At 56.0% G+C, this 26,545-nt stretch carries 27 protein-coding genes; 8 read left to right on the top strand and 19 right to left on the bottom strand.

Annotated features, from left to right (window positions below):
• From ACHZBS_RS16630 to ACHZBS_RS16665, 8 genes are all read right to left on the bottom strand, one after another.
• Entirely contained in the window at positions 1-1,266 is a 1,266-nt protein-coding gene (locus ACHZBS_RS16630) for a beta-ketoacyl-[acyl-carrier-protein] synthase family protein (RefSeq protein ID WP_319407643.1), read from the bottom strand.
• The gene (locus tag ACHZBS_RS16635) at positions 1,263-2,519 is read right to left on the bottom strand and encodes a beta-ketoacyl-[acyl-carrier-protein] synthase family protein (RefSeq protein ID WP_319407644.1); all 1,257 of its coding nucleotides are present in this window, start codon (positions 2,517-2,519) and stop codon (positions 1,263-1,265) included. Before ACHZBS_RS16635 ends, ACHZBS_RS16630 begins: the two co-directional genes overlap by 4 nt.
• 51 nt (positions 2,520-2,570) lie before the next feature.
• Positions 2,571-3,569, bottom strand: a complete 999-nt coding sequence (locus ACHZBS_RS16640; RefSeq protein WP_319407645.1) for a radical SAM protein — start codon at positions 3,567-3,569, stop codon at positions 2,571-2,573.
• Between the two features lie 13 nt (positions 3,570-3,582).
• Complete coding sequence (locus ACHZBS_RS16645) at positions 3,583-4,674, bottom strand: radical SAM protein (protein WP_319407646.1); 1,092 nt, start codon at positions 4,672-4,674, stop codon at positions 3,583-3,585.
• Between the two features lie 17 nt (positions 4,675-4,691).
• Positions 4,692-4,952, bottom strand: a complete 261-nt coding sequence (locus ACHZBS_RS16650; protein ID WP_319407647.1) for a phosphopantetheine-binding protein — start codon at positions 4,950-4,952, stop codon at positions 4,692-4,694.
• A 2-nt stretch (positions 4,953-4,954) separates the two neighbouring features.
• Positions 4,955-5,320 (bottom strand): hypothetical protein, encoded by a 366-nt coding sequence (locus tag ACHZBS_RS16655; protein ID WP_319407648.1) that lies wholly within the window; start codon positions 5,318-5,320, stop codon positions 4,955-4,957.
• Between the two features lie 107 nt (positions 5,321-5,427).
• Positions 5,428-6,780 (bottom strand): lipid biosynthesis B12-binding/radical SAM protein, encoded by a 1,353-nt coding sequence (locus ACHZBS_RS16660; RefSeq protein ID WP_319407649.1) that lies wholly within the window; start codon positions 6,778-6,780, stop codon positions 5,428-5,430.
• A 42-nt stretch (positions 6,781-6,822) separates the two neighbouring features.
• Positions 6,823-7,101, bottom strand: a complete 279-nt coding sequence (locus ACHZBS_RS16665; protein ID WP_319407650.1) for a phosphopantetheine-binding protein — start codon at positions 7,099-7,101, stop codon at positions 6,823-6,825.
• A gap of 105 nt (positions 7,102-7,206) precedes the next feature.
• On the opposite strand from ACHZBS_RS16665, the gene ACHZBS_RS16670 reads away from it, so the two are divergent.
• From ACHZBS_RS16670 to ACHZBS_RS16695, 6 genes are all read left to right on the top strand, one after another.
• A complete protein-coding gene (locus tag ACHZBS_RS16670) occupies positions 7,207-7,656 on the top strand; it encodes a hypothetical protein (protein WP_319407651.1) in 450 nt (149 codons plus the stop codon).
• 33 nt (positions 7,657-7,689) lie between these two features.
• Entirely contained in the window at positions 7,690-8,427 is a 738-nt protein-coding gene (fabG, locus tag ACHZBS_RS16675; protein WP_319407652.1) for a 3-oxoacyl-ACP reductase FabG, read from the top strand.
• Between the two features lie 294 nt (positions 8,428-8,721).
• Positions 8,722-9,393, top strand: a complete 672-nt coding sequence (locus ACHZBS_RS16680) for an outer membrane lipoprotein carrier protein LolA (RefSeq protein WP_319407653.1) — start codon at positions 8,722-8,724, stop codon at positions 9,391-9,393.
• Positions 9,390-10,037 carry a hypothetical protein gene (locus ACHZBS_RS16685; protein WP_319407654.1) on the top strand — a complete coding sequence of 216 codons (648 nt, stop codon included), beginning with the start codon at positions 9,390-9,392 and terminating at the stop codon, positions 10,035-10,037. Before ACHZBS_RS16680 ends, ACHZBS_RS16685 begins: the two co-directional genes overlap by 4 nt.
• A gap of 30 nt (positions 10,038-10,067) precedes the next feature.
• Positions 10,068-11,327 carry a radical SAM protein gene (locus ACHZBS_RS16690; protein WP_319407655.1) on the top strand — a complete coding sequence of 420 codons (1,260 nt, stop codon included), beginning with the start codon at positions 10,068-10,070 and terminating at the stop codon, positions 11,325-11,327.
• A 41-nt stretch (positions 11,328-11,368) separates the two neighbouring features.
• On the top strand, positions 11,369-12,241 hold the full coding sequence (locus tag ACHZBS_RS16695) for an AMP nucleosidase (protein ID WP_319407656.1): 873 nt from the start codon (positions 11,369-11,371) through the stop codon (positions 12,239-12,241).
• Positions 12,242-12,251: 10 nt separating this feature from the next.
• Here the strand turns inward: ACHZBS_RS16695 and ACHZBS_RS16700 are convergent, their stop codons facing one another.
• Positions 12,252-13,019 (bottom strand): metal-dependent transcriptional regulator, encoded by a 768-nt coding sequence (locus ACHZBS_RS16700; protein WP_319407657.1) that lies wholly within the window; start codon positions 13,017-13,019, stop codon positions 12,252-12,254.
• A 265-nt stretch (positions 13,020-13,284) separates the two neighbouring features.
• Between ACHZBS_RS16700 and ACHZBS_RS16705 the strand changes: the two genes are divergently transcribed.
• Together ACHZBS_RS16705 and ACHZBS_RS16710 are read left to right on the top strand one after the other, a co-directional pair.
• Entirely contained in the window at positions 13,285-13,782 is a 498-nt protein-coding gene (locus ACHZBS_RS16705) for a ferritin family protein (protein WP_319407658.1), read from the top strand.
• 342 nt (positions 13,783-14,124) lie between these two features.
• Positions 14,125-14,634 (top strand): tetratricopeptide repeat protein, encoded by a 510-nt coding sequence (locus ACHZBS_RS16710; RefSeq protein ID WP_319407659.1) that lies wholly within the window; start codon positions 14,125-14,127, stop codon positions 14,632-14,634.
• Between the two features lie 207 nt (positions 14,635-14,841).
• Here the strand turns inward: ACHZBS_RS16710 and ACHZBS_RS16715 are convergent, their stop codons facing one another.
• The 10 genes from ACHZBS_RS16715 to ACHZBS_RS16760 form a co-directional block, all read right to left on the bottom strand.
• Positions 14,842-16,092: an IS256 family transposase gene (locus ACHZBS_RS16715; RefSeq protein ID WP_319407407.1), complete on the bottom strand. Its 1,251-nt coding sequence runs from the start codon at positions 16,090-16,092 to the stop codon at positions 14,842-14,844.
• Between the two features lie 444 nt (positions 16,093-16,536).
• Complete coding sequence (locus tag ACHZBS_RS16720; RefSeq protein ID WP_319407660.1) at positions 16,537-16,929, bottom strand: hypothetical protein; 393 nt, start codon at positions 16,927-16,929, stop codon at positions 16,537-16,539.
• Between the two features lie 408 nt (positions 16,930-17,337).
• Complete coding sequence (gene tnpC / locus ACHZBS_RS16725; RefSeq protein ID WP_319404498.1) at positions 17,338-18,729, bottom strand: IS66 family transposase; 1,392 nt, start codon at positions 18,727-18,729, stop codon at positions 17,338-17,340.
• 760 nt (positions 18,730-19,489) lie between these two features.
• Positions 19,490-20,497: an oligopeptide/dipeptide ABC transporter ATP-binding protein gene (locus ACHZBS_RS16730; RefSeq protein ID WP_319407661.1), complete on the bottom strand. Its 1,008-nt coding sequence runs from the start codon at positions 20,495-20,497 to the stop codon at positions 19,490-19,492.
• Positions 20,481-21,485, bottom strand: a complete 1,005-nt coding sequence (locus tag ACHZBS_RS16735; RefSeq protein ID WP_319407662.1) for an ABC transporter ATP-binding protein — start codon at positions 21,483-21,485, stop codon at positions 20,481-20,483. Before ACHZBS_RS16735 ends, ACHZBS_RS16730 begins: the two co-directional genes overlap by 17 nt.
• Positions 21,482-22,369 carry an ABC transporter permease gene (locus ACHZBS_RS16740; protein WP_319407663.1) on the bottom strand — a complete coding sequence of 296 codons (888 nt, stop codon included), beginning with the start codon at positions 22,367-22,369 and terminating at the stop codon, positions 21,482-21,484. Before ACHZBS_RS16740 ends, ACHZBS_RS16735 begins: the two co-directional genes overlap by 4 nt.
• Positions 22,362-23,315 (bottom strand): ABC transporter permease, encoded by a 954-nt coding sequence (locus ACHZBS_RS16745; RefSeq protein ID WP_319407664.1) that lies wholly within the window; start codon positions 23,313-23,315, stop codon positions 22,362-22,364. Before ACHZBS_RS16745 ends, ACHZBS_RS16740 begins: the two co-directional genes overlap by 8 nt.
• A 280-nt stretch (positions 23,316-23,595) precedes the next feature.
• Positions 23,596-24,048 carry a nuclear transport factor 2 family protein gene (locus tag ACHZBS_RS16750; protein WP_319407665.1) on the bottom strand — a complete coding sequence of 151 codons (453 nt, stop codon included), beginning with the start codon at positions 24,046-24,048 and terminating at the stop codon, positions 23,596-23,598.
• Positions 24,049-24,059: 11 nt separating this feature from the next.
• Positions 24,060-25,622: an ABC transporter substrate-binding protein gene (locus ACHZBS_RS16755; protein ID WP_319407666.1), complete on the bottom strand. Its 1,563-nt coding sequence runs from the start codon at positions 25,620-25,622 to the stop codon at positions 24,060-24,062.
• 12 nt (positions 25,623-25,634) lie between these two features.
• Positions 25,635-26,534: an SAM-dependent methyltransferase gene (locus ACHZBS_RS16760; RefSeq protein ID WP_319407667.1), complete on the bottom strand. Its 900-nt coding sequence runs from the start codon at positions 26,532-26,534 to the stop codon at positions 25,635-25,637.
• Between the last annotated feature and the right edge of the window lie 11 nt (positions 26,535-26,545).

Consider the following 26,545-nt stretch of genomic DNA (forward strand, 5'->3'; position numbering starts at 1 on the left):
TCACACCCCCCGAAAGACCACGCAGCAGTTGGTTCCGCCGAAGCCGAAGGCGTTGGACAGGAAGGTGTCGTAGGAATGCCGTCGGGCTGCATTGGGCACCACGTCCACGTCGGCAAACGCGGGGTCGGGGAGATGGTTGACCGTGGGCAGGACAATACCCTGGTGCATGCCCTCGATGGCCAGGGCCGCCTCGATGGCCGCGGCGGCACCCAGAGTATGGCCGATCTGGGATTTGTTGGACGACACCGGAATGGCCGCCAGCGCACTGCCGAAGACCTCACGCAGACTCTGGATTTCCACGGCATCGCCTTTCTGGGTGGAGGTGCCGTGGGCGTTGACATAGCCGATGTGCGCGGGACATATCCCGGCATCGTCGATAGCCTGGGCGATGGCCCGCACGATGGTCGCCTGGTTGGGCAGGGTGAAATGGTGGGCGTCCGATGTCCAGCCGACCCCCAGCACTTCGGCCCTGGGGGTGAGGTTGTATTTTTTCAACGTTTCTTCGGCGGCCAGTACCAGCACGCCGCCTCCCTCGCCCAGTACAATGCCCCGGCGGTCGAGGGAAAAGGGTCGCGATGCCTGGGTGGGGTCGTCAAAGGCCCGGTCGGTGGGCCCCACCTTGATGGTGGCCCACATGTTGGCAAAGCCCTGAATGATCTCGGGGGTCAGGCAGGTCTCCACCCCGCCGGCCAGGACAACGTCGCACTCGCCGTCGCGGATCATGCGGGCGCCGATGCCGATGGCGTGGTTGCCCGAGGCGCAGGCTCCCTGGGGCGAAAAGATGGGGCCGGTAAATCCCAGCATCATGCCGGCCTTGCCCGCGGGCAGATTGGCGCACAGGTTGGGCAAGAGGTAGGGACTGACTTTGGTCGGGCCGTGTTTGGTGTAGTTGTCCATGGCAATGCGATAGGCATCGGTGCCGTTCAACGCCGAGCCCATCAGGCAGGCGGTCTTCGGACCTGTCCGATCATCGATTTCCAGGCCGGCATGGTCAAGCGCCCGTTTGCACAGCACCATGGTCAGCAGCACATAATCCGCGTTCCAGTTGCGGCGGTCGTTCTTGTCGATGAAGGGCAGATCCCGGGGGTTCCAGTCCGGGATTTCTCCCACCACGTTGCTGCGCGAACGGGTCTCGCAGCGGGTGATCCGGCGAAAACCGGCCTCCCCGCGAACGGCCCGATGCCAGGTGGTGTCAAAGGTGTTGCCCAGGCAGGTGGCGGCGTCGTAGCCCACCACGAATACCCGTCGGTTCAAGGGTGGTTTCATTGGCGTTCACTCCGCTTGAATACCATACATGCATTGCACCCGCCAAACCCGAATGCGTTTTTCAGCACGTATTCCTGATCCGCCTGCCGCCGGGTCTCGACCACGCTATCCATATTTATGGCTGGGTCCGCCATATAATTGATGGTGGGGGGCAGCATGCGCGTCCGCATTCCCTCGATGGCCAGTATCGATTCGATGGCGCTGGCGGCGCCCATGGCATGGCCGATCATGGATTTGTTGGCCGTGACCGGCGGCATGCGGCTGCCGAATACCTGCCGCAGGGCGTCGGCCTCCACCTGGTCGCCCGCGCGTGTGGAAGCGGCATGGGCATTGACGGCACTGATCCGGTCCGGCGTAATGCCGGCGTATTCGATGCTTTGGGCAATGCAGCGGCGGACGGTTTCCAGGTTCGGGGCCACATGGTGGAAGGCGTCCGAAGTCATGGCCCAGCCGGCGATTTCCGCTACCACACCCAGGCCGTGGGCCTCGGCGAAGGAGCGTTTGGCGATGATGATGCAGCCGGCCCCCTCGGCGACCACGAATCCCCGGCGGTTCAACGAGAAGGGACGGCTGGCCTTTTCAGGCCGTTCTTCGGGGTCGCCCTCCTTGGGCATGAATGCACCGCCCATCGTGCCGAAGCCGGCCACGATGGGCTCGGTCAAAGGGAAATCCACCGCCCCGCAGATGGCTGCGTCCGCCCGCCCGTCGTTGATCAGCATGGCGCCCACGATCACGGAGGTTAGGCCGGTGGCGCAGGCGGTGATGGTGGCGCTGATGGGGCCCGTGGCACCGGTGTGCATGGAGACCTTGCCCCCCACCATGTTGATGCAGGCATTGGGGTTGATGAAGGGCGGCGGCAGCTTGCCCCGGTTCATGAGGTTGCGATCCGCGCCGAGCACGGCATCGAGGCCGCCGATAGCGCTGCTGAAAGTGACGGCCGTTCGCGGGGCAAGATCCGGCGTGATTTCGATTCCACTTTTTTCCAGGGCACGGGAGACGGTCAGCAGGGCGTATTTGAAAATGGGGGAAGGCCAGCGGGCCTGCTCACGGGGTTTTAAAAAATCGTAGGGGAGGTGATCGATATCCGGTGCCTGGCCGGCGATGCGCACGGGAAAATCGGTGGTCAGGTCGAACCGGGTCAATGGACCGATGCCGCTGGCGCCGGACAGGGCTTTTTGCCACTGATCGCCAAGATCGATCCCTAGGGGCGAGACCGCATCATAACCGAGAATGACCATGGGATCGTCAGGCATAATTGATAATATCCAGGACCTCATGAAACGAGGCGGTTCCGCAGGGGTCAATTACCAGGGGATGAACTGGTAGAGCTTGGCGAACATCTCATAGATTTCGATCCAGTTCTGCAGATCCCGGGTGCTCTGCATATGGGCTCGCTTGTTGACCATCACCCAGCTCATGTGGGCCGCGCCGTCCTTGCATGTGCTGCAGTCCCGCGTTTCCGAGGTGCAGCAGCGATGCATGGTATTCAGGTCCGACGCCCAGCGGATGAAATTGGTCAGCCGTCGGGGCTTGGGCTCGCGCTTGTCCAGCGGGTCCGTCACCGATGGGCACTCCATCCAGCCGAAGGGCCGCCCCATCATCTTCCCCGTGGTGATGATTTCGTGATAGTACGTCGAGGAGATGACCGTATCCGGATAGCGGTCCAGCGCCTCGTCCATTTCGCAGCGGATCTGCGCCAGTTCCTCGGTCTGCCAGTGGAATCCGTCCACCCCCTCGTCGTTGGAGAGCAGCTGCATGTGGACCTTGAGGCCCGCATCGCGGATTTTTTTGATGATCCGCTCGGTCTTTCCCAGCTGCTTGGGGGTGATGGTGTACAGGTAGTAGGTGTGCGGGTCGCCCGCGTAGTTTTTGCTGGAGATGGAAAAGACGTCCTTTCCGCGCAGCACCTTCTCATCCGCTTCGTCCCCCCACAGGCTGATGCCCAGCATCATGTCGGGGAAGCGGTCCCGGGGCACCTTGATGATGCCGTTGGTGGCGCAGAAGGTGGGCAGGCGCTGGTAAAATGCCTCCACGCGGTCCATGCACAGGGTGGGTTCGCCGCCGATGAGGATGGCCAGGTTCACGCCGCGGGCCATCTCCTTGTCTACAAAGGCTTCCCAGCGGGTGAGGTCCATTTCCTCTTTGGCCGCCTCGTGTTCGCCGGAGGAGAAGAAGAAGCATCCTTTGCAGCGCAGGTTGCAGCGGTTGGTCACATCGTAGATCGAGCTGCGGATGTTGAGCTTGGATATGCGTTTATACCGGGCGTACCAATGGGCGTCCAGCAGTGAGCTGACGGTTTTCATAAAAAAAGGTCCTTCAATTGGCTGCCAGTTCCACACCGGGCGGGGGAACGGTTTCGTTGCACAGGTTCTTTCCCTTTACATAGCCTCTCACCCACACGGCCAGATAGGTATCCACAAAGTCCAGCCAGGATCGAAAGGTCTTGGGATCGACGGCGTGGCGGAACAGACGGGCCGTGACCACGGCGCTGGCCGCCGCGTAGTGCCGGCAGTCCGGGCAGTCCGTGTCCGGCACGCAGCAGGCCGCATCGCGGTCCCAGGTCAGGTCCGTGCGGTACTGGCGAAAGGATCGGCCCAGGCCCACATCCGTCGTGGGGTTCTGTCGGGGATAGGAACAGCCGAACAGGTCGTGGAGGCCCTTTTCGTGGGTGTGGGCCATGGCGCTGTACCAGGAAAACAGGACCGTATCCGGATATTTTTCCAGCAGCTCGATCATGGCGTGCCGGGTGTCGGCCAAACTCAACGGCGTGTGGCGAAGATCGCCGGTGTAACCCACCGGCGCGCTGAACATGTTGAAGGTGACCGTGGCTCCCTGGTCGGCCAGCATCCGGACCACCTTTCCGGCCTGGTCGATGTTGTGCCGGGTAAAGGTGTAGACGAAGGCCGCCCGAGGATCGCCGGCGTAGTTTTCCAGCTGGCGGGTCAGCATATGTTCGGCATTGCGGGTCTGCAGGCTGGTGTCGTCGTTGCCCCACACGGAAATGTGAATACGGTAACCCACGGAATCCGGAATGCGCCTGAGGCCGTTGGTGGCGATGCATCCCAAAGGAATTTCCTCGTAGCAGACCCGGCACAGGTCCGGTACCAGTGAGGGTTCGGCGCCGGCCAGCACCACGAAGGTGATGCCCCGCGCCTTCTCCGCGCGCATCAGCTGCCGCCAGTCGTCCGGATTGGTATTGTCCCGGGTGTTCTGTTTTTCCCCCTCGAAATAATAGCAGCCATTGCAGCGGATGTTGCATCGCCGGGTCATGTCGAAAGTCGATTCGCGCAGGAAAAAATACTTGCGTACCTTCTCCCAGCGATCCCTGACCTCGGGATCGGCGATCAGATCCGAAAATTTCCAGGTTTGAATTTCCGGGTCTGGTTGAGGGGGTGGTTTCACATCCATGGGCAGAGTCATAATCGTTACGCAGCCAGCTTTTTCCGAATATATTCCCCGATCAGCCGCACGGTCGTGAGTTTGGGGTAATCGTCTTCATCGATCCGCACCGCGTATTCATCCCGCAGCACCAGGGCCACGGTGGCCAGGTCCATGCTGTCGATGCCCACCTCGTCCACCAGGTCGATGTCCGCGTCGAATGTCTCGGGGGTGACATCCTCCAGCTTGAGTTCGTTGATCATGATCTCCGCGATGCGAAGGATGATTTTATCCGTTTCAACTGCCATGTTCATCGGTCTCCTTGTTTCTCTGTTCCCAGCCGGATCAGGCCGCTGCAGATCAGTCCCTCATCTCCGGCGATGCGGAAGCTGTGGCTGGCGTCGGCATCGCCGGCCTTTACCGTCAGGGTCAGGGCCTGATCGGGATGGATCATCTGCTTGAAGCGCACCCTGCTGACCTGCCTGACCGGCAACCCTTGATTGTATATCCGGCACAGCAGGTCGTGGACCATGCCCAGCTGGGCAACTCCGGGGAGCACCGGCGCATCGGGAAAATGACCGTCGAACCAGGGCGAATCCGCAGGTACACGGATATGGGCCTTAACTTCACCATCCGCCTCCTGATTGTCAAACGACCATTCATACCACAATGTCATTGGTTTTTCTAACCTGCTTTTGACGGTTTCGTAAATCTAATTTTTACGGTTCCATGACCCATCTGCCAGTGGCATCCTGTCGGGCAGTTCCGCCGGCCGGCATCGGCTCAGCGGATCAGATACTCCCACAAGGGGCCTGAAAAGCCTTTTTCATACATGCGGTCGAGGGTGGCGGCGGTCGCTTCGCCGCCTGCGCCGATCACCCAGTTGACGCGGCCGGCGGCCTTTTCAACGACTCTGCGCCGGATCACCCTATCATCAATTGTCCCGCCGTGGTAAAAAACCGGTTCAAGCAGATCCGTCTCCGGTGCGAGATGCCCTTTTTTTGCACACTGATGAAACAGAGCGGTATGGGGATAAATCCGCATACCGCAGAAAAGAAACAGAACGGTTTTGCGAAGCTTGTCGGTATGGGCCAGGGTCTCGTCCAGGGTCTGCAAGGTTTCTCCGGGTCCCCCCAGCAGAAAGTAATGGGCCACGTGGCGGCCGGCAGCCAGCGCCGCCTCGTGGGCGGCCACTACCTGCTCGACCGTGAAGGGTTTTCCGTAGGACCGGAGTACCGCATCGGACAGGGAATCCGTGCCGAATTCCACATGCTTCAAACCCGCTTCGGCCAGCGTTTCAAAATATCCGTCCGGCAGGGTCAAGGGGGTGAAGAATGCCCCCCAGGGAATGGTCAGCCCGGCTTTTTTGAACGCCCGGGCCACTTCCAGGGAATGGCCGATGTCGGCATTGAACGAGGAATCCGTAATATACAGATAACGGGCGCCGGCGGCTTCCAGCGCCAGGGCCGTCGCCGCCGCGTCGCCGGGAGCCACCAGACGCAGGTTGCGTCCTTCGATCAGCGGGTAGGTGCAGTAGATGCACCGAAACGGGCATCCCCGCTTGGTCTGCAGGTTCAACATGGCGCTGTGCTTCAGGTACCAGGATAGATGCGTCCCCTGATCGGCCGGGCGCGGTTTGCATTCACCGGCCCAGGGTGCCGGGAAAGGGATCTCTTCCGTGTCGGGCAGGATGATGCCGGGCAGGCCGCTTGGATTCCGTTCGGCTTCCAGTGCATCGATCAACCCGTTCAATCGTTCTCCCTCGCCGACGATGCCAAAATCCGCCCCCAGTTCCGCCAGCACCCGGCGGGGAAACAGGGTGAACCCGCTTCCCCCGAGCACCACCGGCGCGCCTGAAACTTGCCGGACGGCCTCCATCACCGTTCGGTAGCCACCGATAAACCCGACGGGATCCGTGGTGTCGGTGTTGTCGATATTGCGCAAGGAGATGCCGATCAGATCCGGTTCGAATTCACGAATACTGTCGGCAAGTCCACCGATATCCTCGAGCACGTTGAGGTCTTCGATCCTTACGCGGTGCCTGGCATGGATGGATGCGGCCACGTGATCCAGCCCGATGGGATAAACCGGATAGGGTGCTTTCAGGGTGTTTGCGGAGACCAGAAGGATGTTCATTGCGTTAATGTCAAGCGATCGACGACATCGAGGGGGGTGGCGTCAATCCGTTGTGGGCAAGGACGGGTCGCTGATGAATCCGGCGAGCGCCCGGACAGAAGCGAAGACCCGGGCACCCAGTTCCCGGTTGTCGATGGTCAACCCGTAATCCTTTTCCACCAGCATTACCATCTCGAGGACGTCGATGGAGTCGATGCCCAACCGGCCACCCACCAGTTGCTCGTCCGGATCGATCTCTCCCGGGGCGACGTCCTGAAGATTCAGGGCTTCGACGATCTTTTCCCGGAGTTCATTGATCAATTCAATCCTTGGGTCATCCATGGGGCATTTCCTTTACAGGCCTGCTCGATTCGTGTAGTATCCAGCTTTTGTGAAAACCGGTATACTAATGTTGATCAATAGCCTTTTCAAGCCTTTTTATAACCCATGTCACCTGCCGCTCGGGAGCCAGACCCGCTAACTGCCGAAACCCTGCTGCCCCATCGCGGCCGGATGCTGCTGGTGGACCGGATCCTCGCGTTGAACGACGAGCAGGCGACCACCTTGTCCGTTGCCCGGAGAGACTGGCCGCTGTTCACAGCAGGGGGCATCAGTCCGCTGATTCTGGTGGAGCTGGTGGCGCAGACCGCCGGCGTCCACAATGGCCTGAAACGGTTGAAAACGCGGGGCGACGGTTCCGAAACCCGGGGGTGGCTGGTGGGCGTAAAAAAAGCGGTGTTCCATGTGGATGCCATTGCCCTGGGTGACCCGGTCACGACGACGGCCAGAAATGCCTTTGTGTTTGACAATCTCCGTGAAATTACGGGGACTGCATCCATCAACGGCAGGCCGGCCGCCGAGGTGATTCTTCAGGTGGTGGAGGCGGAGAGTGGCTGACAGCTCATTGCCGATGGCTGATAGGGAGGGAACATGACAGTTGGTCGAGAACGACCCGTGGCCCTGGTGACCGGCGGCTCCAAAGGCATCGGCCGGGCGATTTGTGTGGAACTGGGCCGGTGTGGATATGATGTGGCGGTCAACTACCGGTCCGACGAAAAGGGCGCTCTTGAAACCCTCAAACAGGTCAACGATCAGGGGGGCGGCGGCCGGGTCCTGGGATTCGATGTGCGGGATGCGCAAGACTCCCAGCAGGCCATCGACAGCCTGCTGACCGATGTAGACGCTCTGGACGTTTTGGTGAACAATGCAGGTGTCACTGCCGACGGACTGTTTTTGATGATGTCCCGGGACAACTGGAAAAAGGTGGTGGACACGACGCTGGACGGCTTTTACCATGTCACCCGTCCGGTCATCGAAAAAATGATCCGTCAGCGCAGGGGCTGTGTGGTTTCCATCGCCTCGGTGTCCGGGCTGGTGGGCAACCGGGGGCAGACGAACTACAGTGCGGCCAAAGCGGGCCTTATCGGCGCCAGCCGCAGCCTGGCCGCCGAGGTCGCCCGATTGGGCATCCGGGTGAACGTGGTGGCCCCGGGACTGATTCAGACAGACATGATCAAGGATCTGCCGCTGACCAACGTCAAGGCCATGATTCCCATGGCCCGGGTGGGAAGGCCCGAAGAAGTGGCCCGGGTGGTGAGGTTTCTCTGCTCAGACGATGCATCTTATATCAGCGGGCAGACTATCGGCGTGAATGGCGGCATGTGTTAAGCGGGCGTCCAGAAGCGGCATCTTGCGGCCCAGGCCGGCGTTCTCGCCAAATTGAAATCCTCGACGTAGCGCTGCTACGCTCGCTGTCGCTCCTACGGCTACGCCGTCAATTTCAATTTGGCTGCGGCCTTGGCCTGAACCACAAGCTACCGTTTCTGAACGCCCGCTGTCCATTATCGATTCCGTGTAGCGTCCAATGTTTGCATGACGCCTCGTTCCCCGATGCCCACAAGCCTTGATGTCGGAAATTTTACGAAACCGTCTGAAAGATGGCGTTTAACCGGGATATAAAGATTGAAACGAATAAATATTATCAATAAGCGAGCATTTGATAATCCCTACCCGTCGCGGGTGAAGCGCTTTGCCGGACGGTTCCTCTGGGTTGCCTTGGTGATGGCCGCCGGCTTGTGCCTGGGCTGGGCGGAGACCTGGGACAGCATCCGGGATGCCGCCACCGGTGTAAACAGCATCAGCGCCGACTTCGTCCAGGAGAAGCACCTGCCGATTCTGGCCGCACCGCTGGTATCCAACGGCCGGCTTTGGTACCGGCGTCCCGACTCGCTGCGCTGGGAATATATTTCCCCGGTGAAAAACATTCTGCTCCTGCACGACGGCACAGCCAGACGCTTTGTCCAGTCCGATCAGGGACTGGTGGAAGACGCCAGCGTCCACATGCAGGCCATGCAATTCGTGATGCCGGAAATCAGCGGCTGGTTGGGGGGGCGTTTTGAAGACAATCCCTTGTTTGACGCCAGCCTCGACGGGGCGAAAAAAATCCAGATGGTGCCAAAAGACGCGGGCATGGCCCGGTTCATTCAGCGTATCGAATTGCTCATGTCTGACCGGCCGGGGGTGATCGAAGAGGTGGTGATTTTTGAAAGCGAGGAAGCCTTTACCCGCATGGTTTTCAGCAACACTCAAGTCAATCCTGTCATCGATGATCGACTCTTTCAGGAAGCGCAATGAAACGATTCCTACTGGTGTTCCTGCTGCTGCTGAGTGCGTGCGCCCACCTCCCGAATGTTCAACCGATGGATGGCGAACGTCGATCCCGGATCGAATCGGATTGCCAATCCCATTTTCTCCAGGGGCGCTGGCAGCTGGTGCACACCATCACTGCCCGCCTCTACGGCGGCCGTGTGACGGTCTTGACCGGGGTGATCGTTTTGTCATCGGCGGATAGATCGATTCATTGCGTGCTGATGACCCTGGAGGGATTTGTGCTTTTCGAAGCGGCGGATCATGGCGAGGTGACGGTGAAACGAGCCTTCGGACCCTTTGACAATTCAGAATTCGCCCAAGGGGTGACGAGAGATATCCGGCTCATCTTTCTTGCGCCAGAAGGGAAAATGCAGGCCGCTGGAAAATTTGCGGATGGAACCGGTGGCTGCCGATACCAGGTGGCCCGACAGCACACCGTTGACCTGGTCGAGCGACCGGATGGCGGCTGGCGGATGCACCAGTATGATCCATCCGGTTACCTGTTGCGGTCCGTCACCGCTGACCCGCCGGATCTCAACGGTATTTCTCATCGGTTGACCCTCGAAGCCGGCGGTCGCCATGCCTACCGGCTTTCCATGACACTGGTGGAGGCGGTCCGTCTGCAATGAGCCGCGTTTCCATACAAAGGTAATCGGTTAATGAAATTCAAATTGATTTATCCCCGCTGGCCCAAACTGATGCGCCAGACCGAGTTCCACCTGCCCCCCCACGGCCCGGTGGTCTTTGCCGCCACCCTGCCCCCTGATGTGGAGGTGGAATTCGTCGACGAAAATCTTGAATCCCTGGATCTCGACGCACCGGCCGACGTGGTGGGTATTTCCATGATGCTTACCGCCCAGGTGAAGCGGGGATGGGCAATCGCCGATCTCTATCGGGCCAAAGGGGTGCCGGTGATATTCGGCGGCATCGCCACCATGCTTCACGCCGAAGAGACCCTGAATCACGCCGATGCCGTGTTCCTGGGCGAGGCTGAAGGGCGCATGGAACAGGTGCTCGCCGACCTGAAGGCCGGCCGTCTGAAAAAGAGATACGACTACCTGACCGAGCCGCCCCCGGTAGAGCTGGTGGGGCCGGCCCGGCGGGACATCCTGAAAAGGGGGCTGTACAACTACCGCGGCATCCAGATGGTCGATCTGGTGCATGCGTCCCGGGGATGCCGGTACAACTGCTACCCGTGCTGTGTGGCGTATCTGGGGGGGCGGCAATTCCGGCCCCGCCCCATCGACAAGGCGGTGGCCGAGATGGCGGGCATAGACAACAACCGCCTCTTTATCGTGGACAACTCCCTGGCCCAGGACACCCGCTGGGAGATGGACCTGTTCAGGGAGATGATCCCGTTGAAAAAAAAATGGTGCTGCCATCCCATCGAGGACGACCCCAAGGTACTGGATCTGGCAGCCCAGGCCGGCGCCTGGTACGTCTACCAGGCGGTGTTCGACACCTCGGACAAGATCCGGGAGCGGATCAAGCGTTACCATGACCACGGCGTCGGCGTGGAGGGCACCATTCTGCTGGGACTGGACAACCATACCGAAGACGGCATCCTCAGGCTGATCGACTTTCTCATGGAAATTGAACTGGACCTGGCCGAGTTTACGGTCCTCACGCCCTTTCCCCACACCAGCGCCTACGAGGACCTGAAGCGGAAGAACCGGATCCTTTCTTTTGACTGGAACGAATACACGGCGGACAAGGTGGTTTTTCAGCCCAAACACATGAGTGCCGAGCGGCTTCAGGAACTGTTGACCCATGCGTGGGATACCTTCTACCGGACCGAGTCCCAGGGTATGAAAATGTCAACTCTGTTCCAGCAGGTGATGCGCAAAGAAAAAGTGGACGGCACCTTCCGCCCGCGCAACCGGTCATTGGCCCGGCAGGCGTTTGGCCGGTCAATCTAATTCTTGACAATTGATTGTCGAACGGATCTATTCATTAGCCGGTGTTCGCAGAAATTCGAGGATTCGAACCGAACCAGAATACCGGCTTCGGCCGCAAGGCGCCATTCAGGGAAGGACATCAGGAGACTATGGGGCTTAAAGAGCACGAATACATCAGGCAGACACTGGAGCGCTACACCAACTGCAAGCTGGAGGATTTTTGCAGCCACGTGCTGATCACCAACTTTCGCCAGTACATCAAGGCTTTTTCCGAACAAACCGGCTGCGAAATCCATGAGGGCAATTTCCGGATCGTCAATGCACCGGAGTTGGACTGCACCATGATCGATTTCGGCATCGGTTCGCCCCAGGCAGCCTTGGTAATCAACGGCCTGGCCTACCTGGACAACCTGAAGTCGGTCGTCATGCTCGGGATGTGCGGCGGCATCGACGACATCCTGGAGGTGGGCGATTTCGTGGTACCGACGGCCGCCATCCGGGGCGAGGGGACCAGCCGCCATTACCTGCCCATGGAATTCCCGGCGCTGCCGGCCATGTCAGTGAACCTGTTGTGCATCGGTGCCGTCAAGGCCCGCAAGATCACTCCCCGCTGCGGCATCGTCTACACCACGGACCGCCGGTTGTGGGAGTTCGACGAAGATTTCGTGGATCACCTGCGTTGCCAGCGGATATTGGCTATCGAGATGGAACTGGCCACGCTTTTTTCCGTAGCCTACCGGTATGAAGTGCCCATCGGTTCGATCATGCTGGTTTCAGACATGCCTCTACAGCGGCGCGGCATCAAGGATAAAAAACTGCACGAGGAAATCTACAAGAATCACATGAGCATCCATATGGATATTGCGATGGATGCCATTTCCAATCTCAAGGCCCGATGGCCGGACGTGGAACGGCAACTGCACAGCGAGTGGTAATATAAACGGGCTATGTCGGTGGAATCACTTCCAGTTCGATCTTTGAGAAGTCGTCTTTGCGAAGGGACAGGTGGTAGCCGCGAACCTTGATGCCGATCCTGTCTTCGGATGTTTTCACATCCTCCAGTTCGATGATGCTGCCCGGGGTGATGTCCAGTTCCTTCAACTTGTCCACGATGGTGCCTTTGCCTTTGACGCGGATCAGCCGGGCGACCTGACCGGACTCGAGGCTTTCCAGGGTGATCGTCTCCCGCCGAGTCTCTTGAAAATGCTTTTGGCGTCTTTTTAGATCGTCGAGGCACTTGGTAATGGCGTTTTCGCACCCGGAGAGGGCATCGTCCTTTTCGCAGAACTGGCGGAACCCCCCGATCCACTCCTCCCCTCCCCGGGGGCATATCTGGATAAATTCCACAAAACGCACCAATCGGTCGATAATAACCGGCGAAACGGCATGTTCCATCTTGCAGGCGTTGTCCTCCGCTTCCGGTTCATCCACATCCAGCACTTTGGTGAAAAAATCCTTGAGGATTTCATGCCGGCGTACAATGTCCCGGGCCAGGATTTCACCGCCGGGGGTCAGGGTGATCACGTCGTAAGGGGCGTAATTGATGTGGCCTTTTTCCGCCAGCAGCCGCAGGGCTCCGGTGACCGATGCGCTGTTGACCGCCATGCGAACGGCGATGTCCTTTGCCCGAGCGGCCTTTTTTTCGGAGACAATATGGTATATGGTCTCCAAATAATCTTCCATGTTGGCGCTCAGTCGCTTGCTTTTCGGCATGGTATTACTTATTTTCGATAAAGGTCTGATTCGAGAAGAATAAGGGCTTACGATCTTTTTCGTGGACGACGAATCCGGCGACGATGGTATCCACTTGCAGGTGAAGTGTACACGGGTCTCCGAAAATCTGTCAAGATGATTTTGGGGCTCCTAAAAAAGCAAGGACTGTCGATAATCTTGCCTGCCAGCCAACGGTGGTAAACTCGTATAACACTGCAAATTCGTCAATGGTAGGCTTCTCATTTAAACCCACAAGGAGAAACGGATGACGGAAAACAGTACGCTGGATATTCTTAAGCATGCGATCCTGCTGGAAAAAAGGGGGAAAGCCTTTTATCGGACGGCGGCAAATCAGTCCACTAACAATGATGTGAAGGCGTTTTTTGAAACCATGGCCGAAGAGGAGGTTCGGCACGTCAAGATTCTTTCCGATCAGTTCAAGGCCTTTGAGGAGACCGGCAAATTCAAAGCCCCGGATACCTCGGAAAAGGGTACCATCTCACAGAATGTATTGACGCCGGAGGTCAAGGCGCGCATTGCCGCCGCAGATTTCGAAGCCGCGGCTATCTCGGCGGCCATGCTCATGGAAGAACGCGCCATCTCCCTGTATGCCAAACGGGGAAATGAAGCGCACGACCCGGAAGAGAAAAAACTCTACCGATGGCTGGCCGATTGGGAAAAGGAACACCTCGAGTTTCTTGCCGCCATCGATGCGGAACTCAAAGAACGGATCTGGAACGACAGCGGGTTCTGGCCCTTTTAAAATGAGGCACTGCAGCCGTTGAGCCTATTGGCCGTCGGTTTCGATAATCGGCTATTCCCGTGGATGGGTACCATTCACGGGAATAACCACCTGCCTGTTTTCTATCAATTGCCTACCCCGTTGTCGCCCACCGAGTATTGAAAATAGGTTGTGCCGCCTTATCTTTTTTAAAGGATAAGTGTATTCAAGATTGCAGCGGATGGGTGAATCCATTGCTGAGCCGGATCGGAGGGGAAGACGCCCTGACTGTTTTTCTCGCCGCTTCTTCCCTATCCGGTGGCGTCGCTGCTTAAACAGCCCCATCACGTGAGTGATGATTGTATAAAGGAGAAACTTTCAACCATGGAAAACAAAAATGCCAAAGATTTTTTTGCAGCGGGTATGGGCGAATTTGCCCTTTCCCGCTTTGACAAGAGTATCGACCTGTTGACCCGTGCCATCGAAGCGGACCCTTCCTATACGCTGGCGATCGTCAGCCGCGGGGCGGCCTTCCTCAAGACGGACATGCTCGATCGGGCCCAGAGTGATTTTGACCGCGCCATAACGATCAATCCCGACTATGCCCGCGCTTATCACCTGCGGGGGCTGGTCAGTGAGAAGCGGGGGGACAACCACACCGCCCTGGCAGATTTTAACCGGGCCACCGAACTGGATCCGGAATACGGCGCCGCCTATTACAGCCGGGCTGCCCTGCACGCCAAGATGGCCAACACGGAAAAGGCCCAGGGGGACATCGAAATGATAGCCCATCTGGGATGTCGCAACATGGAAACCTTCATGAATGAAAACAACGTCTGGCAGACCCAGCACATGCGTGTGGAGGACTATTTAGAGACGGAGTTGGAACGCTGACCTATAGACCCATTCATTAAAGATTAAAAAGCCTCCAAATAGTATCTTGGAGGCTTTTTCTGTTTGCTTCGAAGTACTGCTAAATTGCGATAAATCACCACATCACCGATTTTTCAGATATATTCATTTCCTGTTGTGTAATTACTGCGAACCCAGAATTCCGAACAACCACAAGAGAGTTATGGTCAATAGTTGTGTATGGAAAAATTAGGCGGCGATCCGATTCTCTTCTATTCCATTCACAAATCTGACTCCTTTTATTACTTCTGCCAAACGTTCAGGATGGTGCAGCTTTATCCATCTTCCCTCTGCACATTGACAAAGCTTAAACGCCATCGTGGTGACAGTGGTGGCAGAAAAGCATCCCCTGACCTTTGCCGTTCTTAATCGGACAGTTGCGAACGTCGATTCGATGGGGTTGGTCGTTCGAATGTGCCGCCAATGCTCGGCAGGAAATTCATAAAAGGTTAACAGGGCCTCCCGGTCCTTTCTTAAACACTGTACGGCTTTCGGATACTTCGCCTCGTATACCTGAACAAAGTTGTCAAAGTGACGTTCGGCGTCATCTTTGGTGTCAGCATGCCAGATCTCATGAAGTTTCTCTTTGGCCTTGGGCTGGATGCTCTTTGGTATTTTGTTGAGAACATTGGCCGTCTTGTGAACCCAGCATCGCTGCCAGCGGCTGTCAGGATATACTTGGGAAATGGCTTTCCAGAAGCCAAGGGCACCATCGCCTACACATAGCTTAGGGCCGATCTCAAGCCCTCTGGATTTGATATCCATTAATAGCTGTGTCCACGACAGTTCACTTTCCCGGAAACCTCCATCGATGGCCACCAGTTCTTTTTTGCCGTCACGGGTGGCACCGATAATAACCAGTAGGCACTGTTTGTCATCCATGCGTACGTTGCAGTGGATACCATCGACCCAAAAGTAAACGTAATCCTTGCCTGACAAGTTGCGCTTTTGCCAATCCTGGAAATCCTTCTCCCAGCCCGTTTTCAAACGGCTGATGGTCGGCGCGGACAACCCTGGGGCACCTTTTCCAACCAAAGCTGCCAGTGCTTCGGTAAAATCACCCGTGGAAATCCCTTTCAGGTAAAGCCAGGGAATCAGTTGCTCAAGGCTTTTCGTTTTACGAAGATAGGGCGGCAAGATGGACGAGTTGAAATAAACCCTGTCTGAGGACTGACCCGATCGATCCCGAACCCGTGGGGCTTTAACCGGAACCGGGCCGATCCCGGTTTGAATCTCCCGTTTTGGCAAATAGCCGTTTCGAACAACCCGTTGCCTGCCCAGTTCGTCAACCAGGTCTTTGTATTGATGAACAAAAATTTCGATCTCGGCCTCCAGCGCCTGGGTTAACAACTTTCTGGCTCCCTGACGCAAAATATCGGTGATCGGGTCATCCACAAAGACATCTGGTTTTTTCAGCTTGATTAAGTTATCTTTACTCATGGTGTGTGTATCCTTTCCAATTGTTGGCCGGTTGAATGCCTCGTAAACAGTCAACCGGGGGATACACCACCTACTTTCCTAAACACAACTTTTGATTATAGCTCACCACAAGATGGGGGGTGCTTGAATTTAAATCTTAGTCCACATACTGGCAAGTAAACCCAAATCTCGGTTGGGGCCGCTTTTGTGGGATAGATAGAGCGTGCTTGGTCACTAAAATTTTTGCCTCTGGCCAGAGGCGCGTCTATCCCAATATTTGACACGCGCGTGATTCGGCAGCTACTCTCATTAAAACGTATTAGGATTGATAGATCATTAAATATTTTGGTATGAATTCAAATTACTTATGATTCACGAGACCTTCGCAACGCTCTCTATGAATAAAAATTCTACAAATCTGCTGGTATTATAAATTTTAGATAGTTAACAGATTAATAACTATGCTTATAGTTCTGGTGGTCTCTTGGTGATAGCGCCTTTGCCAATAAGCTGATTATTTTTGTTGAATGCCTTCACAATTAGCCTTATTTTTGGAATTCCCCAAGTCGATGACACACCTTTAAACTCAGATAATGTACCTGCAGGAATAATACTTGATCCATTGTAGAGAACACTTCCTCCACCATGCTCCCATTCATTTGTTGCATCAAAAAATTGAAAATCAAGAAAATTTGTTTCGTTTGGAATATTGCTTAGATGTATTTCTGGAGAGCGTTGGGGGTCCTCGAGTTCCCAGACAAAATCAACTTCTATTTTTGCAATATTATGCCCACTGTCCTCAGAGCAGCTATATAAGAAAAGTAGGAAGACGATGCCAAAAAATGTTATGGTTTTCATACCGGACTCCAGATTGAACCTTTTTCAAAAGTAAGCGAAGATAAGGCGACGTTTAACATAACGCATCGAAACAAACTTTTTTGTATAGTGGATCCATCGTTTTCATTTAAAATGTGTAACCCTAAGGCTTGAAGAAGTCGTCAACATTCAAATCGATAACATATATAAATAATCTTCGATAAGGGAAAGTTTAGTTGAACCTGACTGCATCGGTTCAAAATATCTCGTATTGCTTTGTTTGGCTGTTATATATTGAAATTTTTTAATAATTAAACATCTTGTAGCATTTTTTCTCTATTATCACTGCCGGGACATTGTGAGGATATTTAATGAATTTTCCATTTTCCCCCATTTCACGAACACGTGCAGTAAATTCTAGTACGCGTTCACGGGATATTCCAGTTTGAATTAAATCCAGGAGAGATTGGGCGTCGACCTTCGAAAATAGGAAGTAATACATTCCACGAGGAACGGGAACGTCGGTTTTGCATTTAGACGGCAGGTTTCTTTCAGGGATAATATCCTTTCGACCCACCGGTTTCCCTTTTCGCTTTGGGTGCCCAGGCTGCGCTTTCGCCATAGCACCCCAAAGCGCAGTGCCCGTTCGGCACGGTTGTTGGTCGGTTCAATGCCATGGTGATCGAGAAAGGTCCACAGACTGTCCATTTCGCGAACAATCTGCCGGGCGAGTTTTCCGGCGTCGGTCTTGTCCTTCTCCCAAACGGAGACGGTAAACAAAAAGAACGTATAAAAATCCGACCACATTTCCGGGTCGGGAGGTTCTTTGGCAAACGATACCAGTTGCCTCAGCCAGGCGGCGACGATTTCTCCGAAGCGGCAAAGATCGGTTTTCTTTCGTTCCGCCAGGGCATCGGCTTTGCGGATCAGATGGGCCAGGCAGGTTTGGCGGTTAACCCATTTTCGATATAGGCCGTAACCATCGCTGACCAGAATCCCGTCCCAATCCCGGACCAGTTTTTCGAAAGCTTCCTTGGAGCGATGCGGGTCGATGCGATAAAACGCCACCCGTTCGTTGGCCATGGCCCACAACCAGTGCAGGTCGTTTTCCTTAAACCAGGAAGTTTCGTCGATGTAGTTGCACCAAAAGCGTCGGGCGACCCGGCCGATGCGTTCGTAGGCCGGCAATAGCGCATTTGACGTGCGGTCGACAAGCTTCTGGATGGTTCCGGTGGCAATCCCGATGCCCAGAACCGACTCACACAACTGCTTGACGTCGTTGCGGCTCATGGCCTTGATCCCACTCAATTCTCCGATAAGCGCGGTAAAGCGCGGCCCATAACCGGTGGATACGTCAGAAGGTAGCGCGGCCTTGACCGTCCTGCCGCAGTTGGGACAGTCACATTGCTGGAGAATATAGTGGCTGATTTGCATTTCGATTTCGGGTAGCTCGATATGCTGATGCGCATAAAACGGCTGCATCTTTTGCGGATCGAACTGCGCATGCCCGCATGCGCAGCGCGTCGGCATCAACCAATGGCTCTCGGTCGGATCCAGCATCTGCCGCTGATGCGGCTTGTGGCCTTTCTGACCGCCTTTTGCACGTGTACTCTTTTTCTGTTTTCTCTTTTGCCTGCTAAAGGGCGGATCGGATGACGGCGGCTTACTGGAGTTATGAGAATTTTTGCTGGACCGAACCTCAAGCTTCTCCAGCCGCTTTTCGTGGGCTACAATCCGCTGTTCCATATCGAAAAGCATCCGTTCCAGAGCCATGATATACTGTCGCACCGGCTCTGGTGTCAGTTGCCAATCGAGTTCCGAAAAGGGTCTTTTGAGTGCCATGAAAAGCACTCTACCATAGTCAAAAAGAAAAATCTAGATTTATTTTGTATTATTTCGGTTAGTTATGATCTATTTTTTGTGCTTTGATTTCGGGGGGTTGCGAGACCAGTTGGATCCTCAAAGTACCCCGTGAATGCTTACAAATTCTATGTTCCAATTGTAATGCAATTTCATTACCTCAAAGCAATCTTCCTCACTAAAGAAAATTCTGCTGTTAGCCGGTAAGTTGACTGTATCTTCAGCGAATGCTGTTAAACAACCAATTAAAATAATAATTATTACAAAAAATTTTATTTTCAAATTAATTCTCCTTGTCTTTATTAATGCCTCACATTAATATTCCATCCAATGAACAGGAACCTCATAACTTCATTTCTAATTTGTTGAATACGATTTTCATTCCACCGCATCTGAGCCTCTATTAATTTTCGCTTCATATGAGTCTTATCGCTGAAAAATGACAAATATTTAATTACTTTAAACAATAGGAAAGAAGTGTTATTTATAGGAAGCACCCACAGAAAAATGCCAAATATCTCCTAAACCTACCGGAGAAATATTTTACTTTAATCTGGATATTAAATCCGAAGGTTTACGTGGGCATTATCTGTTCCTTTCTATCCATTTATTTGATGACAAGTCGAGACTTTGTAATTGACAGGTTATTGTCCGATACGAATCATCATTTAGATGATTTCATGTCATTATTCATCATGAGTGTGTCAAAATATTACGTCGACCTTTTTGAGATGCTTATAAACTATGGAACAGAAGTTGGATTAGGTCTTTCTAACGGAAAATGGCAGGCCACCTGTCCTTCATTGTATAAAGCTGTGAGCTTTGGCTCGACTTTGCTGCAAATATTCTGGACATTTGGACAACGAGTATGGAAGCGGCAACCGCGCGGCGGATCTGCTGGAGACGGCATCACATTGTTGATGTACTCCGACGGGTATCCTTGTGCCGCCGGTTTTGGTTCGGGATTGGACGCCAACAATAGCGCAGTATAGGGATGTCGCGGCGATCGATACAGATTTTCCGCCGAGGCGATCTCGCACAGCTTGCCCAGGTACATCACGGCGACGCGGTCGCTGATATTCTTGACCACGGCCAGATCGTGGGAAATGAAAAGCATGGTCAGCCCAAAGCGCTGTTTCATTTCCCTCAGCAGGTTTAGGATTTGTGCCTGCACCGATACGTCCAGCGAGGACACCGGTTCGTCGCAAATCAGTAGGCTGGGCTCCAGAATCAGGGCCCGTGCCAGGCTGACCCGCTGACACTGACCGCCCGAAAATTCGAAGGGGTAGCGGTCGGCCATACGCTCCGGGTTGAGGCCGACGGCCGCCATCATGGCATGCGCACGGCGAGTCCGTTCGCCGCGGTCGACGCGTCCGAAAACGCGCAGCGGCTCTTCGATGGTCCGGCCGACCCGCCGCCCCGGGTTCAGTGATGCCACCGCATCCTGAAAGATCATCTGCAGTTGCGGCCGTATCGTTCTCAACTGCCGGTGGCTGAATTGCCATATATCCTGACCGTCGAACATCACCTGCCCGGCAGTCGGCCGTTGAAGGGCGACGATGCATCGAGCGATGGTGGACTTTCCACAACCCGATTCGCCGACCAGGCCCAGCGTCTCGCCTACACCGATGTGGAAGCTGATTCCGGATACCGCCTGGATCGTCGAACGGCGACCAATGCGAAAGTCAACGACCAGGTCCCTGACGGTGATTAGGGCTTCTTTTTTTACCACATCACTGCTCATCATCATTCAATGGATACCAGCAGGCCAGGCGATGGCCGCCGCCATCGATTGTCTTCAAAGTCGGTTCGCGTTGCGTGCAGCGCGATTGAGTCTTCCAGCAGCGCGGTGCGAAGCGGCACCCTGCCGGCAGATCGACCATGTCTGGTGGCTGGCCGTCGATGGCCTTCAGCGGCTGATGGGGGCGGTCCGCCAAGCGGGGGATGGCTGCCATCAGCGCCCGGGTGTAAGGCATGCTCGGCCTGCTGAACAGGTCGTGCGTGGTTGCATGTTCGACAATCCTGCCGGCGTACATGACGGCGGTCTCATTGGTACGACCCGCCACCACGCCGAGGTCGTGGGTGATCAGAATCATGGCCATGCGTTTTTCCCGTTGGAGCTTGGCCAACAGATCGAGAATAGCGGCCTGTACCGTCACATCCAGCGCCGTGGTCGGTTCGTCGGCAATCAGCAATTTAGGTTCGCAAGCCAGGGCAATGGCGATCGCCACCCGCTGCCGCAGGCCGCCCGACAGCTGGTGGGGGTATTGGCCGGCACGCCTTGCCGCCATGGGGATCCCCACCAGATCCAGCAGTTCGCGGGTGCGTCGAGTCGCCGCTTCGCGACTCGATTTCAAATGGTAGCGGACCCCTTCGGCCACCTGGCGGCCGACCGTCATCACCGGGTTGAGGGTGGTCATGGGATCCTGGAAAATCATTGCGATCTCCCTGCCGACGATTCGCCGCAGCTGCCTTCCCGACATTCCGATCAGATTACGCCCTTCGAACTCGACCGCCGATGTCGGCGACACCTTCGCTGCGGTTGGCAGCAGCCCCATGATCGCCCTGGCCAACAGGCTTTTGCCACATCCGGATTCTCCGACGATGCCAAGCGTCCGACCCGGCTGTAGTTCGAAGGAAACCCGGTCGACCGCCCGAATCATGCCGCGGGCAGTGGGCAGCAATGCCTCCAGGTGCACCACCTTGAGAAGGGGCTGGTTAGCGGCGTTTAGGGTCATATCTGACTCGTTCCACGCTCGAAATAAGTACGCAGGCTATCGCCGATCAGATTGAAGGAAACCACCGTCAGAAACATTGCCGCGGCCGGTATCATGCTGATGTGGGGCGCTGCGTCGAGAACCTCGCGGCCGTCGGCAATCATCCCGCCCCAACTCGGGGTAGGCGCGGGAATTCCCAATCCTAAAAAACTCAGGGCACCTTCTGCCATGATCATGAAAGCCACCATCAACAGTCCATAGATCGCCACAGGAACGATCACGTTGGGCATGATCTCGCGCATTAGGATGGACAGGTCGCCGGCTCCGGTGAGACGGGCGGCTTGAATGAATTCCAGATCGCTCAGGGCCAGCGTTTTGGCCCGGGCCACCCGGCAGAAAACCGGAATCGAGAGAAAGCCGAGGCAGCCGATTAGATTGTATAGACCGGCACCCAGGTAGAAGGTCACGGCCAAGAGGATCACCAGCCCCGGAAAGGCCAGAATGATATCCATACCGGCCACGATAAAAGACTCCAGCCGGCCCCGGTAGAAGCCGGCCAGACACCCCAGCAGGCCACCGACCAGCAGGCCGATCAGCGGTGCCAACAGCCCGACAAACAAGGAAACCCTGGCTCCGTATATCAGCCGCGACAGGATGTCGCGCCCTAAGGTGTCGGTGCCCAGGGGGTAGGTGTAAACCGGGGCGGCTGAAACATCCTCTCCCTGGAGCACAGCGTTTCGAGTGACAGTACCGGGACCGACGCCGGGGTGGTCCCAGTCCATGCGATCCGGCGCAGGGATGGCCCACCAGCCCACCGTAGCGGTCGCCAGGATCACCAGCACGATCCAGGCGAGGGGCATCCAGAAGGCGGCGCCCAGCCGTACGGAATTGGAATGCCTATCCATGAACACCTCCCGCGCGAATACGTGGGTCGAGAAGGCCGTACAACAGATCAACCACGGTATTGATCACCACGTAGCCCACGGTGATCAGCAACACGCAGCCCTGCACCACTTGGTAGTCTCGTGCGTAGATCGCATTGACCAACAGCTGACCCATACCGGGCAAGGCGAAAATGGTCTCAACGATGACGGCCTCACCCAGATGGCGGCCGACCTGGATGCCGAGGACGGTAATCAGGGTGAACGACGACGGCTTCAGGGCGTGCTGCAGAAGCACCCGCCACGGCGGGAACCCCTTGGCCCGAGCCATGAGGATATAGTTCTGCTGCAACGTAGTGATCATGTCGCTGCGCAGAACCCGCATCAACACGACCCACTCGATCAAGGCGATACTCAACGACGGCAGGACGAAAGATCTCAGGTTGGTCCAGGGCGCTTCGAAAAAGGGAGTATATCCTGTTGCCGGCAGCCAGCGCAGTTGGATGGCGAACAGATAAATGAAGAGCAAGGCCATGACAAAGCTGGGCATCGACAAGGTGGCGAACCCGATCCCGCTGATCAGGCGGTCGGCCGTCGATCCTCTGCGGTAGGCGCTGACGATGCCTGCGGGCAGGGATAGCAGCAGGGCCATGCACTGCGAGAAAACCAGCAGTTCCAGGGTCACTGGAAGGCGAGCGAGAATGGTGTCGAGCACCGGTTCGCGCGTCAGATAAGATATGCCAAGATCGCCCTGGACGACATTGTTCAACCATATCCCGTAACGAACCCAAATATTATGATCGAGGCCCAGATCACGGCGAATGGTCGCGATATCGGCCGGTGTCGCGTCTTCCCCTCCGATGATGTAGGCCACGTCGCCGGGAAGCAGGTTCATCATCATGAACGTGATGGCGGATACGGCCAGGACGATCAGGACGAGGCGGAGTATTTTTCGGGCCGGGTTAGGCATCTGTCCAATACACCCAGTTTATGGCTGACAGTTTTATTGCCTGAGTAAACAAAGCCGCTTTCGACGTATGGCGGTTCTTCGGATCCATCTTCCGTCGAACGTTACCGGCGTATCCAGCTGCGGCATGCGGAGTTGGGAAAGTCTATCGCCAGTTTAAAGCTTGCCCCCCTTCCTGGCAAGCATCCCCTTTACGGAGCAAAACAGTTGCCGGCCAGCACTAAGCCGATCCTGCTCAAGATCGTTGTCTATCCCCATTGACCATCAAATGAAAGGATTTGGATTATCTGGAACCGCCTTTATCGGTCGGCAAACGCTTCTCGTATAGTGCATTCACGATTACCCATCGGCCGTCGATCTTGGCCAAATGAAGGTACTCATGGTAATGCGGACTAATCACCTTGGCACTGGCGACGGACCGATAGTGGTCCAAGACAATCACGTCAATGGCCTGCCCTTGCTGCCGAAGGCTTACCCCATAAACGTCTTGTGTGTACCGGATCATGTCCGAGGCGCTGGTGTACCTCAAGCCAGGCTTGCCGAAAACGCCCATGAGACTTCGTTTGGCCAGTTTGGGGTGAAGACTGGCCTTCATTCGTTCGACATCACCACTGTACCAGGCCTGCATGTAGGCCAAGGCTACAGCCCGAATCGCCGCGACTTCGTCCGCGCAGTCTGCCCGGGCCGTTGGTATGCAAATCAGGGATTGGCAAATCGGGTGAAGTGCAACGAACATGGTGGATCGCTTCATCGACCCAACGAGACCGATTCAAGACGCACGATGCCGTTTTGGAGGGCGGCAATACCCTGGATTTGCTTTTGTACGATGATATGGCTACGCATACCACCGCGATAAAGGATGGGCACATCCGCGTTGATCAGCCGTGCAATCTGACACAAAAGCGCATTGCGCCGGTCCGGGTCGGTCTCCGTGCGTTGGGCAGCAAGCAGTCGGTCCATCTCCGGGTTGCTGTAATGGGAGAAGTTGCCCCGGCTCTTGGAGTGGAACATCTGGAACAGCGTAGGGCCCTGATCCGGCCGGGAAGAAATCCGCCAGGTCGACATCTGGTACTGCCCGCTGATCACCTTCTTGATCACCGGTCCAAAGTCCAGTCCCACCGGATTTGCGGTAACGCCCACCTCCTTAAACATCTGCTGGGTTATCTCGCCGATATCCCGCCCTCGTTTGGAACTGCTGTGCAGAACCTCGACTTCGACCGGCCGTCCGTATTGAGCCAGCAATTGACGGCCCTTTTCAGGATCGTATGCCCGATACCCGTCGTCGGCACAATCGCATTGCCCCCCGAACGGATGATGGACCACCGGGATGCTGTCGCCGTATGCCATTTTAACTTCACGGCCCTGATGAAAGGCATGGGCCAGGGCGAGGCGTACGTTTACGTCATCCAGTGGCGCTGTCGATGTATTGAAGATGAAGATTTCGGCGCCGTTGTCCTCGCCGGAAAATACATTCAGCGCTGCATCGGATTTGGCCTTGTCCAGAATGCTGCCCACATCCATCCAGATCATATCCAACTGACCGGCCTTGAGACTGGCATAGCGGGTCTGTGCATCGGTCATCGGCTTGAAGACGATCGCATCGAGGTAGGGCACGTCCTTGGCCCAGTAATTCGGGTTGCGAACCACGGTGAAGGCGTTGCCGGGTTCCCAGGTCTGGAATTTGAACGGACCGGTGCCGACCGGTGCCCGGTCCTGACTTCCCGTTTCAATCGCTGCGCTCGATGGAATCAACCCACCCAGTCCACGGGTACTGCTAATGGCACGTCTGAAAGGCAGCCATGCGTGTCTTAATTCAAAGCGAACCGTGTAATCATCGACTTTGTTGACGGCGATGATTGGCCCCATGGCTCCTCGGCCGCGGAATTTGTTTACCGGGTTCAACAGTCGTCCGAAATGATGCACCACCGCATCGGCGTTAAATGGGGTTCCGTCATGGAACACGACCCCCTGGCGCAGTGCTACAGTCCATGTTTTTCCGTCTGCGGAAGGTTTGGCGCTCAATCCAAGGATCGGGATAAGGTTTTCTTCGGCGTCCATGCGAAAAAGCGGCTCCATGATGGTGTTGGCCGCAATGGCGCCGTTGATCGCCAGGCGCGAACCGGACTTCAACGTTTCGAAGCCGGCGAAATCGTTTTCCGTACCGAATATCAGCGTACCTCCTATATTAGGTCTCGCCGCCAAACTACCGCCAACCAAAATTCCGCACAGACATACCATCATCGACAGCACCGTGATCCATGTCGATCTGTTCACTCTTGCGTCGATTCGCTTCCCAGTTAGCGTGTTCATCTCTTCCTCCCCCTATTGTTGGTGTTGGTCGATTGAGTCGTCCACCCGCGCCTGCACTAAAATGAACATTTCTGATACGCGTCGACTGCGGTTAACGTCCAAAAAATATCTCGCATGGTAGTCGGTGCTGGTGAGGTGCGCCGTCACCCTGAAACCGCGCTGGCTCAAAAAATCCGGAATCCGATCCGGAGCGATGCCGAAGACGATGGCTTCGCCGATGGTCTGCAAACCGTCCCGCAATGCCCGTGCCTCCACCAGGTCGGTCGTGCCGGCTGCAACCGACGGTGGAAAATAGTCGAAAACCACGCTGCTTCCGCGGCCAGCGTATCGGCGGATGAATCCCAGCGTACCGTCGATGACCGCGCCGGGGAGGTAATAGGTTACCCCCTCCCAGATGAAAATTGTCTTAAGTTGGGCGTCATAGCCGTGTGCAAAAAGCGCTTCACCGAGGGGGTCTTTGGAAAAATCGATGGAGATAAAGCGCACGTGCGGCAGATCCGCACCCACCTGCTCTTGGATACGCTGCAATTTAATCCGTTGGGTTTCCGGGTGATCGAGTTCGAAAACGGCCACTTTGTCACGTAGTGCGCCGAATCGAAGCACCCGGGTATCATAGCCGGCACCGAGGATCACCAACTGGCGGATACCTTCGCCGATCGCCGCCTCCAGGCAGTCGTCGATGAACCGCGTACGGGCGAGAATGGAATTGACAATGCCGGGAAATCTATTTTCCCACGTTTCGACGGTTTGACGAATTTGTTGGTTCCTGTCGACCGCGTCCATCAACCGGTCGGCCAAAAACCAGGCCGCGTAGGTATCGTTGCAAATCCGTTCCTTCTCGGGCCGCAGGGACTCGTGGGTCCGCAATAGCGCATTGTTTTCGGCCGTGATACTGGCATGATCCGGTTGCATCGCCAAACCTC

This window comes from uncultured Desulfosarcina sp. (assembly GCF_963664155.2).
Taxonomy (GTDB): Bacteria; Desulfobacterota; Desulfobacteria; order Desulfobacterales; family Desulfosarcinaceae; genus Desulfosarcina.